This window comes from Limnohabitans sp. 2KL-3 (genome assembly GCF_001269405.1).
In the GTDB taxonomy this organism is placed as follows: domain Bacteria; phylum Pseudomonadota; class Gammaproteobacteria; order Burkholderiales; family Burkholderiaceae_C; genus Limnohabitans_A.
This window is the reverse complement of record NZ_CXON01000012.1, coordinates 58,392-72,580: the sequence shown is the minus strand read 5'-3', so window position 1 is coordinate 72,580 and position 14,189 is coordinate 58,392. Positions and strand designations below refer to the sequence as shown.

12 protein-coding genes are annotated in these 14,189 nt (G+C 56.7%); all 12 read right to left on the bottom strand.

Features of this window, described 5'->3' with window-relative positions:
* Nucleotides 1-38: 38 nt before the first annotated feature.
* Nucleotides 39-515 (bottom strand): hypothetical protein, encoded by a 477-nt coding sequence (locus AMM41_RS14675; protein ID WP_089960355.1) that lies wholly within the window; start codon nt 513-515, stop codon nt 39-41.
* A 649-nt stretch (nt 516-1,164) separates the two neighbouring features.
* Nucleotides 1,165-2,793: a flagellin N-terminal helical domain-containing protein gene (locus AMM41_RS14665; RefSeq protein WP_194944806.1), complete on the bottom strand. Its 1,629-nt coding sequence runs from the start codon at nt 2,791-2,793 to the stop codon at nt 1,165-1,167.
* Between the two features lie 159 nt (nt 2,794-2,952).
* Entirely contained in the window at nt 2,953-3,321 is a 369-nt protein-coding gene (locus tag AMM41_RS14660; RefSeq protein ID WP_089960340.1) for a flagellar protein FlaG, read from the bottom strand.
* 275 nt (nt 3,322-3,596) lie between these two features.
* Nucleotides 3,597-4,841 carry a flagellin lysine-N-methylase gene (gene fliB / locus AMM41_RS21970; protein ID WP_194944805.1) on the bottom strand — a complete coding sequence of 415 codons (1,245 nt, stop codon included), beginning with the start codon at nt 4,839-4,841 and terminating at the stop codon, nt 3,597-3,599.
* 166 nt (nt 4,842-5,007) lie between these two features.
* The gene (gene fliD, locus AMM41_RS14650; RefSeq protein WP_089960332.1) at nt 5,008-6,726 is read right to left on the bottom strand and encodes a flagellar filament capping protein FliD; all 1,719 of its coding nucleotides are present in this window, start codon (nt 6,724-6,726) and stop codon (nt 5,008-5,010) included.
* A gap of 77 nt (nt 6,727-6,803) precedes the next feature.
* A complete protein-coding gene (flgL, locus tag AMM41_RS14645; protein ID WP_089960328.1) occupies nt 6,804-7,718 on the bottom strand; it encodes a flagellar hook-associated protein FlgL in 915 nt (304 codons plus the stop codon).
* 13 nt (nt 7,719-7,731) lie between these two features.
* Nucleotides 7,732-10,221 (bottom strand): flagellar hook-associated protein FlgK, encoded by a 2,490-nt coding sequence (flgK, locus tag AMM41_RS14640; RefSeq protein WP_089960325.1) that lies wholly within the window; start codon nt 10,219-10,221, stop codon nt 7,732-7,734.
* A complete protein-coding gene (locus tag AMM41_RS14635; protein WP_089960322.1) occupies nt 10,218-10,691 on the bottom strand; it encodes a rod-binding protein in 474 nt (157 codons plus the stop codon). Before AMM41_RS14635 ends, flgK begins: the two co-directional genes overlap by 4 nt.
* A 26-nt stretch (nt 10,692-10,717) precedes the next feature.
* A complete protein-coding gene (locus AMM41_RS14630; RefSeq protein ID WP_089960318.1) occupies nt 10,718-11,842 on the bottom strand; it encodes a flagellar basal body P-ring protein FlgI in 1,125 nt (374 codons plus the stop codon).
* A gap of 26 nt (nt 11,843-11,868) precedes the next feature.
* A complete protein-coding gene (locus AMM41_RS14625; protein WP_228769295.1) occupies nt 11,869-12,597 on the bottom strand; it encodes a flagellar basal body L-ring protein FlgH in 729 nt (242 codons plus the stop codon).
* Nucleotides 12,598-12,604: 7 nt separating this feature from the next.
* A complete protein-coding gene (gene flgG, locus AMM41_RS14620; RefSeq protein ID WP_194944804.1) occupies nt 12,605-13,393 on the bottom strand; it encodes a flagellar basal-body rod protein FlgG in 789 nt (262 codons plus the stop codon).
* Nucleotides 13,394-13,411: 18 nt separating this feature from the next.
* On the bottom strand, nt 13,412-14,173 hold the full coding sequence (locus AMM41_RS14615) for a flagellar basal body rod protein FlgF (protein WP_089960308.1): 762 nt from the start codon (nt 14,171-14,173) through the stop codon (nt 13,412-13,414).
* Nucleotides 14,174-14,189 lie beyond the last annotated feature (16 nt).

Below are 14,189 nucleotides of genomic sequence, written 5' to 3'. Positions count from 1 at the left end.
ACGAGGTGGGTTGGGTTGGGATGTTTGGGTGTGCTGTATCAATGCACTTGGCTTGACGCTTCCAGCGGCAATTCCTCAGAGAACAGTTCTTGCAATGAAGCGAGCTCTTCTTGCAGCGAGGCGTCTTGGGGGTACATGGCCACGGCCTTTTGGGCCACTTGCATGGCTTTGGCCGGCTCGCACTGGCAGCGCTGCACGCGAATCAGGTGGCGCAGGGTGACTGGCGTGGCCGCGTCGCCTTGCACTTCGACCAGTTTGAGCAGCAACTCTTCGGCGTTGGCCCAATCTTGCTGAACTTCGGCCAGCAAGGCGCTGATGGCCAAAATGTCTTCACTCTCGGGGTACAGGCTTTGGCCCGCAGCGGCCAAAGCGCTGGCCAGATCCATGCGGTCGGCCGCCACCAGGTCGGCCATGGTTTGGCGAATTTCTGCCGCAGAAAACTGCGACACATCACGCATGTTGAGCATCTGACCTGCAACGGCTTGCGACAGCATGGCTTGGTAAAGAGTATTCATGTCAGGATTTCCTTTGAAGGGTTGTCAATGGTTCAGTGGCCAATGGCCACAACAGGGGAGCGAACTCATTGAGCAAACAGCGTGCCAACTTGCCTTAGGCCTGTTTCTCCCGACTTTTTTGTTTGAATTCATCGGATTCAAAAAATAGAAGTTGATTTTGTTTTTTTAGAGGCAATAAAGTGGCCGCTGCCAATCCCCAACGGCCATCCATTGCCGCTACGCCAACAAAGCGGCAACCCTGCTTTGGCCAGCCTTGGCTCTTGATTTGCTGGACTGTGTCCGTGTAAACCCCCGCACGGAGGCGCGGTGCCTCTGCTGCGACAGAGCCTCACAGACCACCCCCCATCGCCCCGGGGGCGGGGCTCCCACAAATTGAAGGGCATCCACAAAGGGCAGGGCATCCACAAAGGGCAGGGCATCCACAAAGGGCCGGGCATCTCCCTGTAGGAGCGGCGCCCCCGCCGCGATGGGGCCTCGCAGACCACCACCCATCGCCCCTAGGGCGGGGCTCCCATACGGCCAAAAAAAAGCCTGGCCCACAAGGGGCCAGGCTGGAGGTCAAGAACCGATCAGTGCAGGATCGACAGGATCGACTGAGGCGCTTGGTGGGCTTGGCCTACTCAGGGCCAGGCTTGAGTTCAACAATCGATCAACGCAGGAGCGACAGAACCGACTGAGGCGCTTGGTTGGCCTGCGCCAACATGGCGGTGGCCGCTTGCGAGATGATCTGCGTGCGGGCCAACTCAGTTGTGGCTTGAGCGTAGTCGGTGTCCATGATCCGGCTGCGTGATTCGCTGGTGTTTTGCGAGACATTTGACAGGTTGTCAGCAGCAGAGGTCAATCGATTGATGGTGGCACCCATCTGAGCGCGCGCAGTGTTGACGTTTGCCAGGGACTTGTCAATCGCATCAATTGCGGTGTTGGAATTGGTTTGGCTCAGGATATTTGAATCATCGATGTCACTCAATCGGCCTTTTCGTTCAACGGTCAACGTGAAATCTTCGTTTGGAGTACCTGCTGTTGACGCAGTCAAAGTGATGGTGCCATTGTCGGAACCAGCGGCGACAGTGACACCAGTCAAAGTTTTGGCTGCAAGTTTTGCAGCGATAGCATCAAGATTTTCAGAATCTGTCCCACCCAGATCTTCCGCAAGAACTGTGTATGAAAGATTGTTAGTGCCGTCCGAAATTTTGATCTCGTCACCCTCAGCAAAGCTTCCAGACAAAGACAAAGTATCTTCTTGAGCGACCGCAGTAACTGCAGCTTCTGCAGCAACTGCAGTAACTGCAGCAACAGCAGTAACTGCAGTAACTCCTACAACATTATTTGTTGTTGTTGTAACAACGGCTGTGCCAGCTGAATTGGTATTGTTGAATGTGAAGGCACCGTTTGCTGTACCAGCTGTATCAGCTGTAAAAACCAAGGTGGCCCCAGAGGCTTTATCAGTCGTTTTAGATGCAGTGTTAAAGGCAGCATCAGCTGCGGTTTCCAATTTGGCGGCAATTGATGTATAGGTAGTTATATTGTCCCCAGTACCGCTAATGTCAGTTCCATCTACTTTGTAGGTAAAACTGCCTCCTGTTGCGTTTGTAACAGTAATATCATCACCGGCTACGAATGTACCGCCAAGGGTCAAGGTGTCTTGTTGTGCAACAGCTGTAACACCTGCAACTGCTGCAACTGCTGCAACTGCTTTAACTTCTGTTACTGCTGCTTTTGCAACTACGTTGGGCGTTGTCGTGACAGGAGCTAATTGTCTTGAATTAGAAGTTGTACGGAAATCACCAATGCTCAACGAAATCGTCTGATCCGCATTGGCGCCGACTTGGAACTTGAATTCTCCAGTTGAGCCTGCGAAGCTCTTGTCCATGATGTTGGTGCCGTTCCACTGGGTATTATTGCCAATTTGGTTGATCTGGCTCTTCAACTCTTGGAATTCAATGTTCAATGCGGTCCGGTCGTCCTCTGTGTAAGTGTCGTTGGCAGATTGAACAGCCAACTCACGCATGCGCTGCATCATGTTGGTGACTTCCACCAAAGAGCCTTCAGCGACTTGAATCAAAGAAATGCCGTCGTTGGCGTTGCGCACCGCTTGATTCAGACCCTTGATTTGTGCGGTCATTTTGCTGCCGATAGAGAGGCCTGCGGCATCGTCAGACGCACTGTTGATGCGCTTGCCGGTCGACAATTGCTCCATGGTTTTGGCCATGGCGCGGTTGTTCACCGTCAGGGCGTTTTGTGCCACGATGGATTTCACGTTGGTATTGATCACTGACATGGTCATACTCCTAGAAGAGGTTTATTTCAAAAGATTGGCAGAGACCCGAGGGGAGTAGGACCTGCCTGTTGGGGACAGAAAATCGGAAGTGAATTTCTGTTAATGAATGATTCGGAAGTTGAAAAAAAAGCTTGAGGACTTTTTATTTTTTTTGAAAACTCAAGATTTCTGGTCTTCCATCAGACCCTTCATGTTTTCAATGTTGTGGGCCACACGCAGGGCTGTTTCGCTTGGGATCTGACGCACCACTTCGCCCACGCGGTTTTTCACGGTGAGCACCACCGTGTTGGTCACCTCGTCCACACTGAAGCTGAGGTCGCGTTTGTTGCGTGCCATTTGCTGGTTGAGGTGTTCGCTGGCTTCTTCCAGGGTGCGACGGGCTTCCTGTGGGTCGTGTTTTTTGTCGACCGCAGCTTGGGCCTGCGCCGCAAGCTGCGCGCGGCCTTGGACTTCGGCCACGCGCGGGGCTGGCACGGCAGCGGGTGAGGTGGGTGCGCGTGTAGCGCTGGAATGGATGTCGTTGCTCATGGCTTTCTCCAAGATCTGGTCCTACTGACCATGCTGGCCATGTGGCAAGCACTGTTCAGGTGACCCATTGCGGGGTTCGTCTGTGAGTGATTCGGCCGCTTGGAGAGAAACTTAAGGCTTTTGACCCCTGAGCGGCAAATTTTTGCCGCTCAGGGGTGCTTGTGGGGCGCTTCAGAGGTGTTTTGCAGGTCTTGCGGGTCTAGCCGGAGGGGGAGGGGGCCCTGCTCGGGTTGGCTCTGTTGGTCGTGCTTCAGTGCCAAAAAAATCTCAAGATTTCACGTTTTCAAAAATTTGTTGATTTTGTCTAAGCTATTCCATCCTGATTGACTGAAGCATTCGTTCACATTGACTGCAAATTTATCGTCATGCTGGTATCTGCGGCAAAAGACTTGGACTGTTTGGGAAAGAACCTGTAAATCAGGTAGCTCAGAATCGGCTTTGCATTGTGCCGCAAGCATGAACCGCACCAAACCAAATCGGGTCACCAGCTTCAGGTAATTCGTCATGGGTGAATTTCCAGAGAATGGGAAGCACTCCCTGAACATTTCGTTCAATACATAATTTTCAAGAAAATAAGGGGCCTTTTCGAGCGCTTTTGGAAGCAGACAAACGCCTTCACTGTATTTTTCAATCAAAGTAGATTCGTTGACATTTCCTGTTTCTGGATCAGCGCCCAAGCCCAAGGCAACGGCTTTGTGAATCATTCGTTGATATGGAGATTGAGATTGCACATTTTCATTTTTTAAATGCCACAACAAGGCAAATGTTACAGCCTGAATATCGTAATGCGGTTTCATGCTGTCAAACAGGGCATTGGATTGTCCCATGGCCAAGATTTCTTGAATCGATGCCATAAGTTGTTCAATATTTTTTGTATTTTTATTTTTCGTATCACCGGTCAACGATTCACAAAATAACCCTAAGATCACAAACCTTTGCCATAACTCTAAGGCCTGCGTTCTCATGATTTGAATGGAAAAAAAACGTATTTCGTTCATTTTTTCAAGTGAGAATCCAAACGCTGGTAACATTTTGTTGAGGGTTTCAGGCCTCACAGTGATTTCTGATGGACCGAATTCAAAAGCATTTTCACTCAACAATGCCAAGCGAGCGGCTTCCGGACAAGACAGTGTGAGGGATTGCTGATTAAAGCCACCAACTTCTTGTGTATATCTAGGGTATGAAAAGCATGTGTTTGAAAGCTTGTCTTCGCCTATGGTATTTTGTACTGAACAAAGTTTATCTTCCATCATGGGGCATTCGCCTGTTGAAGGCGTCATCTCCATCCGCGCATAGTTTTTATCAGAACCTTGACTGCGAATACGCCGAAGATGTTGATCAAGTTTGTCTGCAATTTTTGGATTTTTTGTTTGCTTGTAGGCAATGAAGGTTTTTTTATCTATCGTGACCCGCCAACCTGTGCAGCAGTTGTCGGAACATTCAGGACCAATACATGAAAACTTTTGCACATACAAAGGCATTAATGCCTGGACTTTTCTTGTCGGATGCAGGGTGGCCATAAGATTCCTTAGCAACTTTGAAATAATTTGAATGAAACAACACGATTGGCCATGTCAAACATGTTGGTGTTCAACAAAATTTGAGTGATGGTTTTTTTATGCAGCGGATTCAGGTGCGAATGGCCCCACCCTAGCCCAGGTCAGTGGGCAAAGGACAAAGGGCAGATTATTCGTAGGCCTTCATCATGCCGGTGAAGGTGCTTTTGAGGCCTTCGCGCATGCTGTTGCTGTTGCCCACAAAGCTTTCCATGATGCTGAACTGGCTCATGTAGCGGGTCATGAGCTTGTCCATCCGGTCTTCCAGCGCGATCAGGTCTTTTTTGTATTGTGCAATTTTCGTGGTGACGCTTTTGCTTTGGGTGTCGATCAGGCTGGTAGAAAGCAGCATTTTTTCAATGCTTTTGATGGCATCGCCCGCCAGGCCCGCTGGGGCGGGGCTGTAAATGCTTTTGTTGTTGGTGCCTGCACTGAACATGGTAGAAACTTCACCAAATTTGTTTTGCAAGGCGGTGTCGAGCTTGGTTTCGTCGAGTGTGAGTTTGCCGTTGCGGTCAATGCTCAGGCCCAAGTCTCGCCCAGCCCGGATGGTGGTGCCGGGGGTGGTGGAGGTGCTGGTCACCAGATTACGAACCTGGGTGCGCACTGTTTGCAGCAAGCTTTCGCCAGCCAGTGCCCCGCCAAATTCTTCGACTTCGCTGTCGCGGTCGCCCAAAATGTTCAGGGCTGCTTCAAAGTCGTTGTAGGCCGTGACCAAACCTTTGATGTTGTCTTTGATGGCTGCTGTCTCACGGTTGAGGTCCAGGCGGGCGGCGCCCGTGGTGTTTGTAAACAAGTCAAGCGTGACACCATCGATCACGTCGGTGACGGTGTTGCTGCTGCGGGTGACTTCCAGGCCGTTGATCTTGAAACGGGCGTCGGTGGCCGTTTGCAAGGGCGTGGCAACAAAGCTCACTCCGCTCACGGCTGTGCCGGTGCCGGTGCCGTCATTGCTGCTCAGACTGAAGTTTTGCGTTGCACCAGTGTCGTTTGTGATGGCCACGTTGTAGCCGCTGCTGGAGTTGATGAGTTGCGCCTTCACGCCCAGATTGGCTGCGTTGATGGCGCTGACCATGCCGTTAGGGGTGTGGTCGGTAACGTTGATGGTCCCTTTGCTCACGCCACCCACATTCAGGTCGAGAGTGAAGTCGTTACCGCCGTTAAGAGTGGTGCTGCTCTCGGCAAAGCTGATGCTCGTTTGCAAGGGCGTGTCAAAGCTCACGTCGCTCACGGCGTTGCCCGTGCTGTCCTTGCTGCTCAGGCTGAAGTTTTTCGCTGCACCTGTTTCGCCTGTGATGACCACCTTGTAGCCGCTGCTGGTGTTGATGAGTTGCGCCGTCACGCCCAGCTTGGCCCCGTTGATGGCGCTGACCATGCCAGCAGGGGTTGCGGGGGTGTCGGGGGGGGTGACTTTGATGACCCCTTTGCTCACGCCGCCCACGCTCAGGTCGAGGGTGAAGGCGGCCCCGCCGTTGAGGGCGGTGCTGCGTTCGGCAAAGCTGCTGCTGGCGGTGCGCTGGGCCAGTGCGGTTTGCAGCACTTCGATGCTGTATTGACCTGTATCGGCCGTGCTGCTGGCGGTGACGCCAAAGGCGGCAGGTTGGGTGTTGGCGGTTTTGATCGAGCTGAAGTCGCTGGCGTCGTTGAGTTTGGCAAAGGCGTTTTTGAGGTCGGACAGGGCGAATTTGATGGCGCCGTAACCGGTGATGCGGGCTTCGGATTTGGTGATCTTGGCGTCAATGCGCTCTTTTTTGGGCGTTTTTTCGGCGTCCACCAGGCTTTGGGCCAGGCTCTTCACGTCGATGCCGGAGCCCGCGCCGAGGGTGTTGACAATGCTGCTGGTGGCCATGGCTTGGGGTTTCTATGGTGTTGAAATAATGACAGTGAATCGGCTTGGCTCAAGACAACTTGAGCCACAGCGCCCGATCAGCTCCGGATGTAGTCAAACAGGCTGGAGCCGGATATCTTGGCAAAGCTGCCCATGGCCGCTTCGAGGGACATCATTTCCTGGTTCATACGGGTGATGGCTTCGGCGTAGTCCAGGTCCTCGATGTCGGACAGGGTGGTTTTGAGGCGCAGCGCGGTTTCGTCCAGCACGTCGAGCTGGGACCGCAGCACCACTTGGTCGGAGCCATTTTGGGCTTGCGACAGCGTCAGGGTGTTGTGCATTTGGGTCAGGTCGGCAATGCCTTGCTGAATTTTTGGACTCTGGCTGGTGTTCACGCCTTCGATCATTTGGTCCAGCGCATCAAAAAAGCCCAGGGGCTGGCCGTCGTCGCGCACCACGCGGTTGAACACGTCGGTGCCAGCGCGGCTGAATTGCACGGTGCGCTCCACGCCTGCAGGAATGCGCGTTTGTGTCTGGTCGCCCTGATAGAGCACAGCGCCACTGGCGTCTTCGGCAAAAGCCGGTGTGTCAACCCGGGTGCCCGAAAACAAATAGTTGCCGCTGTCGTCGCGGGTGTTGCCCAGGCTCAGCAGTTGGTCACGCAGGGCTTGCATTTCGACCCCAATGGCCTTGCGGTCGTCGGGTGCCAGGGTGCCGTTGGCGGCCTGAATGCCCAGTTCTTTGAAGCGTATCAACACGTCGTTGGAGGCGGACAGGGCGGTTTCTTCGGTGGTGTAGCGGCGCATGGCCACGTCCAGGGTGCGCATGTGGCTTTCTTGGCGCTGCACCTCACCCTTGAGGCGCTGGATGGCCGCGGCCTGGTCGGGGGCGGCGCTGGGCGAGAGGATTTGTTTGCCCAGGGCCATTTGGGCTTGGGTGGTGTTGAGCTTGTTTTGGATGGTGCTCATGCGCTCGGTGGCGCGTTCAAACATCATGGAGGTCGAGATTTTCATAGGGCGGTCTCAATCAGCGGATTTGCAAAATGGCGTCGAACATGGACATGGCGGTTTGCATGACCTTGGCGTTGGCCTGGTAGGCCTGTTGAAAACGCACGAGGGCCGAGGCTTCTTCGTCCAGGCTGACGCCTGAAATGCTGTCGCGGTCGTCTTGCGCCTGTTGGTAGACCACCTCCAGGGCTTGCTGCGAAATGGCGGCTTGACGGGCCACGTTGCCGACCAGGTTGACGCGCTCGATGTAGGCCTCGGTGATGGTCAGTCCACCGGGCATGAGGCGTTGGTCTTCGAGTGCCACCAGTTGCAGCAGGGTTTCGTTGTTGCCAATGCCGTCTTTGTTGCTGTCCATGGTGAAGACATCGCCCGCTTTGGGCGCGGTAGAAAACACCAGTTTCAGGCCACGGTAGCTCAGGCTCAGGTTGGATGAGCTGGGGTCCAGCGTCAATTGGCGTTCGGCCAGCACGGTTTGGCTCGCCTTGTCCACAATTTGGTAGGCGCTGCTGGAGCTGAACTTGACGGTCATGGGGCCTTCGCGCAGGGCCTGCTTGGCATCGCCCTCGATGCCTGCAAACTGAGCGCTCACCAGTGCGGTGCCGGGCTGGCTGCTGCGGTCGGTCACAAAGACCAGCAGGTCGTCTGCTGCGCTGCCTGCGATGACGATGCGGGTGTCAAAGCCCAGTTTTTTCAGGTCTTGGGGTGTGCCTGTGCTGCCCAAGCCCAGGCGGATGTCGTCTGTGGTGTTGGTGCTTGGGCGGCTCAAGACCAGTTGGCCCGCCACCGCGCTGGCGTTGATGCCGGTTTGGGTGCTTTGGCCATTGAGCCAGGTGACGATGTCACCCAGTTGCAGGGGGCCTGTGGTGTTGAGCGCAGACAGGGCCTGGCCATTGAGCGTGAAGGTGTTGGCGGCAATGGGGCCTGCAAAACTCACAAAATCAGAGCCCGTCAGCTCGGCTGAGCGCTTGATGGGGGCCAGCACTTCACCGGTTTCCAGGTTGAATTGTTGTTCGAGTCGCACCTCGGCTTTGGCCCCCATGAAGATGTCCATGTCGAGGTAGGTGGGGCTGTTGGCGCTGCTGTAGGTGGCGTTGAGCCCGTTGGCGCTGTAGGTGGCACCGGCTTCCAGGCCATTGCTTTTTTGGACCAACAAGGCTTGTTCTTTGGCGGTGAGCGTGGTGCCCAGCAAGTGACGGCCATCGCGTGTGATGACTTGAAAAGATTGCCCCTCGCCCGGGTTGTTGAGTGTCAGCGACAGGTCTTGGGTGCCCAAGGCCACCAAACCCAGACTGGCAAAGGGTTGGTTGACGCTCATGTTGACCCCCACCGTGGCGGTTTGGGGCGTTTGGGCCAAAGCCAGGTCGCCGAGCAGTGAGGTGGGGCCCTCAAATGTGGGGGCTTTGTAGCTGATGCGGGCTTGTGCGGTGCCGGTGTTCAGCGGGGCATCGATGACACGGAACTGGCCCGCAGCGGCGACCCGGTTGGCGTCTTGAATGAGCAGGTTCATGCCTGCTGCCTGGCCGGATTGACCGGCTGCAAAGGCAAACAAGTCGCCCCCCAGCTGCCCTTCGGCGTCGACGCCGTCGCGGTGAACGGTGTTGATTTCTTGCGCCAGGGTCGTGGCCAGATCGTTCAAAGAGGCCTGGACGGTTTGGAGCACCTGGTCACGGAAGGTCATCGTGCCACCGATCTTGCCGCTGGTGATGCCGGGGATGGGCTCTGGGCTGCCATAAGGGTCAATGACAAATTCGAGCTGGCCTGGCTCAACGACAGAAGCTTGGACGCTGAGGGCGCGGGCCGTGTTTTGGTTGACCAAAATGTTTTGGTCCAGGCTGACGACCACGGCACCGTTGGTTTCAAATTCGGTCTTGACCTCGACCAGGCCCGAGAGTTTGCGCAGCAACAAGTCACGCTGATCGAGCAGTTCAGAGGGTTGACTGGCCACCGTGGTGTGCCGGGTCATTTGTTTGTTCAAGGCGGCGAGTTGGCTGGTCAGGGCGTTGACTTGGCCGACGTCGGTTTCCACCGATTGGCGGGTTTCGTTGTCGAGCATGTCAAATTGACCGGCCAGTTGGCGAAACCGTGCCGCCAGGCCATCGGCATCGCGCAGAAAAATGCTGCGCGACACCACCGAAGCCGGGTCGCTGGACAGGTCGCGGGCCGATTCAAAAAAGCGGTTCATGGCCGTGGTCAGGCCGATGCTTTCGTCGCCCATGACGTCGATCAGGCGGTTCACATAAGACAGCAGGGGCTTTTGGCTTTCGAGGTCGCTGCTGCTTTTGCGCAGGTTGGCTTCGATAAAGGCGTCGTATTGGCGTTGCACCGCTTCAAAGCGTGTGCCGGTGCCCAGATAGCCGGTGCCGAATTGACGCGGCTGGTTGGCCGTGAGCGTGACATCTTGTCGGGTGTAGCCCTCGGTGTTGACGTTGGCGATGTTGTTGGACACGGTGGCCAGCGCCCGCTGGTACGCGGTGACGCCCGAGCTGGCAATGCTGAGTAGGTCGCTCATGGTTGATCTCCAAGTTTGAAGCCGCTGTTGCGCTCCAGTCGATAGGCCTCAATGGCGGAAGGTTTGAGTGACATGGGCTCGCGTGCAGGGTTCAGGGGCAGGGCGGGGGCCACGCCGTGGTGGTCTGGCTGTCGCGAGCGCAGCGCATCTTGTGTGCTCAGGGCTTGGCTTTGGTTCATCTGGCGCTCGAGCATGTCGGCCAGGCCCATGCCGCCGCGTTTGGCCATACTCAACGAGACTTCTTTGTCCATGAGGTCTTGGTACATCTCGATGTTGCCGCCTTCGACCAGGTCGCTTTTTTCGATGGACTCGCGCATGGTCTTCATCATTTGCTGAATGAAGTAGGCCTCAAACTGTTCGGCGGTTTGGCGCACGGCCTTGCTGGGGTCGCGTGCGGCTTCGCCCTTCAATTGCGCCAAGGCGTTGAAGTCCAGATAGCTGCTGGAAGAGGTGCGGGCGATGTCGCTCATGGTGTCGCTTTAAAAGGTGTGGGGCGTTAGATGATGATGAGCTCGGCCCGCAAGCTGCCTGTGCTTTTGAGGGCCTCCAAAATGGCGATCAGCGCCGACGGGGTGGCCCCGACTTGGTTGACGGCATCGACCACCTGGCGCAAGTCCACCCCGGGCTGGAACAAGAACATGGGTTTGTTGGGTTCGCTCACCGAAATCTCGGCGTTTTGCACCGGGGTGGTCTGGCCTTGGCCCAGGGGGTTGGGTTGCGAGACTTCGTTGGTGGCGGCAATGGCCACCGAAATCGTGCCGTGTGCTACGGCAGCGGCCGTCACGCGGACATTGCGGCTGATGACCACGGTGCCGGTGCGCGAGTTGACGACCACGCGTGCGGGCGGCTCACCGGGGATGACGTCGAGGTTTTCCACCAGGCTCATGAAGGCCACACGCTGCGACATGTCGGCGGGGGCCCGGATGGCCAGGGACATGCCGTCGATGGCGCGGGCCGTGCCTTCACCAAAGTTTTTGTTGACCGCGTTGACGATGGCCGTGGTGGTGGTGAAGTCCGATTCGCGCACGTTCATGACCACATGGTCGGCGGTTTCAAAAGGCGTTTCGACCATGCGCTCGACGGTGGCCCCGTTGGGAATGCGCGAAGAGGTGGGCACGCCAATGCTGACCTTGGAGCCAGCGGCGCCGCTGGCGATGCCGGTGGCGTTCAATGCGCCTTGGGCCAGGCCATAAACCTCGCCGTCCACGCCGCGCATGCTGGTCAGCAACAAGTTGCCGCCGCGCAAATTGCTGGCCTTGCCGATGGCGGAGACGTTGATGTCAATTTTTTGACCCGGCTTGGCAAAGGGGGGCAATTCGGCCGTGACCATCACGGCGGCCACGTTTTTGATGTCGATCTTGCCGGCGTTGGCGCTTTGCTCAAAGTCCGACAGCGGTCCGTCCAGGCTCACGCCCATGCGGCTGAGCATGGACTTCATGCTTTGCGCAGTGAAGGACACATCGGAGCCGTCGCCCGTGCCTTGCAAACCGACCACCAGGCCGTAGCCAATGAGTTGGTTGGTGCGACCTGCCGCCACGCTGGCCAGGTCTTTGATGCGGTCAGCCCAGGCGGTGCCCGAGGTGGCCATCAGCAAGATGAGGGAAATGAGGGTGGTTTTCATGGCCTGTCCTTGGGGTGTTCAGGAAGTTAAAAGGGCCAGAGGCTGAACAAGGCACGGGTGCCCCAGCCGGCCTTGGTGGCATTGGCCATGTCACCCGAACCCCGGTAGGCGATTTGGGCATTGGCCAGGCGGCGAGACTGCACCACGTTGTTGGGCGAGACATCGTCGGGGCGGATGATGCCGCTGACCTGAATGACCTCGGCCCCTTCGGTCAGGGCCAGTTGTTTTTCGCCGCGCACCATGAGGTTGCCATTGGGCAGCACTTCGGTCACCGTGACGGTGACCGAGCCGCTCAGGCTGGCGCGTTGGTCGGCGGTGCCTTTGCCCGCGCTTTCGATGGTGGCGGCGTTGAGGTTCAGGCCACCTAAAACCCCATCGAGTTTGGTGCCCAAAATTTTGGTGGGCAGGGCCGCACCGGCGAGTCGGCTGGTCAGACCCGAGGGCACCACATCGTTGGCGGCTTCGCGGCTGAGGTTGTTGATTTGTTGCCGACCGGCTTGAGTCGATTCATTGAGGTCCACGGTGATCACATCGCCCACCCGGTAATTGCGTGTGCGGCCAAAAAAGTTGTCGCTCATGCGGCCGTTGTAGATGGCCCCCGTGGCCATTCGGGGTCTTTCGACGGCGGACGGCATGACCGGCGCAAATTCGGGTGAGTGGGCCATGGGCGGGGCGGGCGTGCTGCAAGCGCCCAGCGTCAGGACCGTGACCGCGAGGGTGGCGACTTTGAACATCAGGGGCAGGACGTGGTTCATGGCGTCATCACATGTTGTTGTTCAAGAAGCGCAGCATGCCGTCCACGGCAGAGATGGCTTTGGAGTTGATTTCGTAGGCGCGTTGGGTCTCGATCATGTTGACCATTTCTTCGACCACGTTCACGTTCGAAGCCTCGAGTGCGCCTTGCATCAGCTTGCCCGCACCCTCCAGGCCAGCCTGGGTCACGATGGGCGCACCACTGGCACTGGATTCTTTGAACAGGTTTTGGCCCATGGCTTGCAGGCCAGCGGGGTTGGCAAAACGGGCCAGCTGAATGACGCCCAGCTGCAACGGGGCACCGCCCGCAGCGGGTTCTGCAGAGACGGTTCCATCCTGTCCGATCGAGATGGTGGCCACGTTGGGTGGAATGGTGATGGGTTGTGGGCCCAACGGTGCGCCATTGGAGGTGACCAGCACACCCGTGGCCGACAGTTTGAAGTTGCCATCACGCGAGTAAGCCGTTGTTCCGTCAGGCTGGGTGATCTGGAAAAAGCCGTCACCTTGCACCGCCAAGTCGAGTGCGTTTTTGGTGGTCACAAAGCTGCCCTGGGTGTGGGTTTTTTCGGTGGCCACAATGCGCACACCTGTGCCCAGCATCAGGCCTGTGGGGGCTTGTGCGTCGGCACTGACCTGAGCGCCGGGTTGGCGCAAGTTTTGGTAGAGCATGTCCTCGAAGTTGGCGCGGTCACGCTTGAAGCCCGTGGTGTTCACGTTGGCCAGGTTGTTCGAAATGACCGACATGCGCGTTTGTTGCGCGTCGAGGCCGGTCTTGGCAATCCACATTGATGCATCCATCGTGTTCTCCTGTGAGGTTTAAGCGGTTTTCATCATGGAAGTGCCGGACTCGTCGAGTCCTTTCATTTCCTTGATGACGCGAATTTGGGTTTCAAAACTGCGCGACTGGTCGATCAAGCGGGTCATGGACTCGATGGCGCTGACATTGCTGCCCTCCAAAGCTCGCGGAATCATTTGTGGCAGTTGTTCGGTGATGGGCAGGTCTGTGCCGTCCGGTTGTTCGGAGATCTTGAACAGACCATCTTCGCGGCGGGCCAGGCTGACGCCTGTGGTGTCGCGCAGACGCAAACGGTCAATCAGCACATCCGGGGCCGGTCCGACTTGGGCCGGGTCTTTGGCAAAAATGCTGCCGTCGGGCGTGATGTTGACCAAAAAGCCCGGCGGTATGGTGATGGGCCCGCCTTCACCCAAGACCAGGTGACCCGAGCCATTTTCGAGTTGTCCCTGGATGTTTACCCTCAGGTCTCCACGGCGCGTGAAGGTCAAATCCCCATTGGGGGCCTGGACCGACATGATCGTTGTGCCACCCATGGCCACATCCAATGGGCGGCCTGTGGCCATGACGGGGCCGGGGTCCATGCGGATCAGATCGCGGGCAATGCTTTGAACTTGGAACCGGGACTCAAAACCAGGGCCCTCGACCTTGACCGATTGCAAGGCCACGTCGTAGCTGCTTTTGAAACCCACCGTGGACACGTTGGCCAAGTCGTTGACCAAGACCATGCGTGCGGTGGCCTGCTCTTTGATGGTGGCACTCGAGTTAAAGACAAGGCGGTCCATGGGGGTGTTCTCGTGG